At 61.1% G+C, this 2,235-nt stretch carries 4 protein-coding genes and 1 pseudogene; 4 read left to right on the top strand and 1 reads right to left on the bottom strand.

Going from position 1 to position 2,235, the window contains the following annotated elements:
* Together EN939_RS30950 and EN939_RS30945 are read left to right on the top strand one after the other, a co-directional pair.
* The coding region (locus EN939_RS30950) for a DUF982 domain-containing protein (RefSeq protein WP_164751374.1) at nt 1–179 on the top strand (179 nt) is incomplete at its 5' end.
* Nucleotides 180–209: 30 nt separating this feature from the next.
* Nucleotides 210–449 carry a DUF2188 domain-containing protein gene (locus EN939_RS30945; RefSeq protein WP_013532013.1) on the top strand — a complete coding sequence of 80 codons (240 nt, stop codon included), beginning with the start codon at nt 210–212 and terminating at the stop codon, nt 447–449.
* 157 nt (nt 450–606) lie between these two features.
* On the opposite strand, the gene EN939_RS30940 is transcribed toward EN939_RS30945, so the two are convergent.
* Complete coding sequence (locus EN939_RS30940) at nt 607–888, bottom strand: hypothetical protein (RefSeq protein ID WP_084016230.1); 282 nt, start codon at nt 886–888, stop codon at nt 607–609.
* Between the two features lie 322 nt (nt 889–1,210).
* Here EN939_RS30940 and EN939_RS30935 point away from each other — a divergent pair, with 322 nt between their 5' ends.
* Together EN939_RS30935 and EN939_RS30930 are read left to right on the top strand one after the other, a co-directional pair.
* Nucleotides 1,211–1,954, top strand: coding sequence for a competence/damage-inducible protein A (locus tag EN939_RS30935; protein ID WP_127271427.1), 744 nt, complete (start codon nt 1,211–1,213; stop codon nt 1,952–1,954).
* Nucleotides 1,955–2,035: 81 nt separating this feature from the next.
* Nucleotides 2,036–2,235 (top strand): annotated as a pseudogene (locus EN939_RS30930) (universal stress protein); the annotation flags it as partial.

Genomic DNA, 2,235 nt, shown 5'->3' with positions numbered 1-2,235 from the left:
TGATGACGGTGTGGCCGCTCAATCGCGGCCCGCGCCATCGTGATGCCCTCGACACTTGCCTCAAAGTGCTGGAAGGTTATCGTTCGACAGCGGATGCGCGCCGGGCGCTGATTGAAGCCGCCAAGGAATCGGAGGTGCTGGTGCCCGACGACAGACTGCCCGACGACCGGCTGCATTGAGCAGACGGACCTTTCAACCGGAGGTTTTCCATGGCGAAGCTGACTTACAAGATCGTCGAACATGACGGCGGCTGGGCCTACAAGGTCGGAGCGACCTTTTCCGAGACGTTCCCCACGCATCAGGACGCATTGCGTGCGGCCGAAATCGCCTCGGCCGAGCAGCAGGTCGCCGGAGCGACCGACGGCATCCAGTATGAGGACGCCGAAGGCAAATGGCACGAAGAACTGGCCGACGGCCGCGACCGGCCGCAGACAGAAGTGTCAGATTAATTCGCTTTCGCCGTTGATGTTGAGCGGTCCGGCAGGCGCCGACCGCAGCGCCGTCCGAGAGAGGACGCGCCAGCGGCCAGCGATTGGCCTTGCGGACTAGCCCTTGAACATGGCTTTCCAGAAAATCGGTATCCGCTTTTCGGAAATCGCGTTCTGGCTATTTGCCGCAATACTGATCGTTGACGTTTTGCCCAGCGTTAGCGTCCGGGCCTGGCGTGTTGTGGGCACATGGGCCTATCGCGCCGGTATTGCCTTGGGTGTTCAACCCGGAGCCGTCACTGATGCTTCCCGTGGTATAGGGATCGACAGTTGTCTGATCGTTGTTGCCGAATAGCCACCAGTCGCGATTGTTGGAATACCTGTCGTCCAGTGACTGCGCCATCGCCGATGTTGCGAGACCGATCGTCAGAACAGATGCTGCGAGAATTTTTGTAACCATTGAATCACTCCGTATCTTAGCCGCCTTGGTGCGACACTCATAAAACCCGGTAGTCAGCCGAATGGTTCCTTGAAATTGTCGTGAGGCTCAGGTGAGGCCCCTGACCAGCAAAGCCCGGCCGGCGATGCGCTCGATGAACGCGGCGGTTCGCTCCGGGACGACGAATTGCTGCATGTGCCCTATTCCCTCGAACGGTTCGAACCTAGATCCTTGACGTCATCGGCTCGCCTTGGCGGCGCGAAGATGACATTGCGGCTACCGTCGCGCCGCGCTATCTCAGATCACTCGCCTTCCCAGGCCACACGCCTTGCCGGAGCCTTCCATGCCTGAAATCGTGACCGCCGCCATGCTCGTCATTGGCGATGAGATTCTGTCCGGCCGAACCAAGGACAAGAACATCGGCCATCTCGCCGACATCATGACGGCGATCGGCATCGACCTGAAGGAAGTGCGTGTCGTCCCTGACGAGGAAGACGAGATCATCGCCGCGGTGAATGCCGTGCGCAGCCGTTACACCTATGTGTTCACCACCGGCGGCATCGGTCCGACGCATGACGACATCACGGCCGATTCCATATCCAAGGCTTTTGGCGTGCCTTGCGAATACGATGCCCGGGCCTATGCGATGCTGGAAGCAAGCTATGCCGCGCGTGGCATCGAATATACGCAGGCCCGCAAGCGCATGGCGCGGATGCCGCGCGGCGCCGATCTCATCGACAATCCGGTGTCGGTCGCACCTGGCTTCCGCATCGGCAACGTCCACGTCATGGCCGGCGTGCCATCGATTTTCCAGGCCATGCTCGACAATGTCGTGCCGACGCTGAAGGCCGGCACGAAGATGCTTTCGGCGACCGTGCCCTGCCCGTTCGGCGAAGGCCTCATCGGCGGGCCGTTGGGTGATATCCAGAAAGCGCATCCCGATACGATCATCGGCTCCTACCCGAAATATGGCGACGGCAAGTTCTGGACCGAGCTGGTCGTGCGTGCCCGCAGCCAGGAGGCGCTGGACGCCGCCCGCGCCGACGTCGAGGCGATGGTCGCCGGCTTCGCCAGCAATCCCGGCTGATCTGGTCCAGACCGGAACAAAGCACGACGCTGCAACGTTTCCCCGGCACGAGTTCGCCAGCTCGTAAATCGAGGGATTGTCATGCGATTCAAAACCATCGTCGCCATTCTGCAGAACGAGCAGGACGCCGAGCGCGTGCTCGACTGCGCCATTCCGCTCGCCACCCGGTTCCAGAGCCATCTGGTCGGCATCCATGCCGAAACACTTCCCGTGCCGTACACCTCGGCCACAGGCTTTCCGGACACCGAATTCCTGCAGGTTTCGGCAGATATGAACCGGGA

Origin of the sequence: Mesorhizobium sp. M7A.F.Ca.CA.002.05.1.1 (assembly GCF_003998335.1) — a bacterium.
Classification (GTDB): domain Bacteria; phylum Pseudomonadota; class Alphaproteobacteria; order Rhizobiales; family Rhizobiaceae; genus Mesorhizobium.
The sequence above is the reverse complement of the archived record's forward strand: the minus strand, read 5'-3'. Positions and strand labels throughout refer to the sequence as shown.

What these genes read in the sequence shown, in the direction of transcription:
- EN939_RS30945 (WP_013532013.1), top strand. Translation starts at nt 210, where the DNA reads ATGGCGAAGCTGACTTACAAGATCGTCGAACATGACGGCGGCTGGGCC.
- EN939_RS30940 (WP_084016230.1), bottom strand. Translation starts at nt 888, where the DNA reads ATGGTTACAAAAATTCTCGCAGCATCTGTTCTGACGATCGGTCTCGCA.
- EN939_RS30935 (WP_127271427.1), top strand. Translation starts at nt 1,211, where the DNA reads ATGCCTGAAATCGTGACCGCCGCCATGCTCGTCATTGGCGATGAGATT.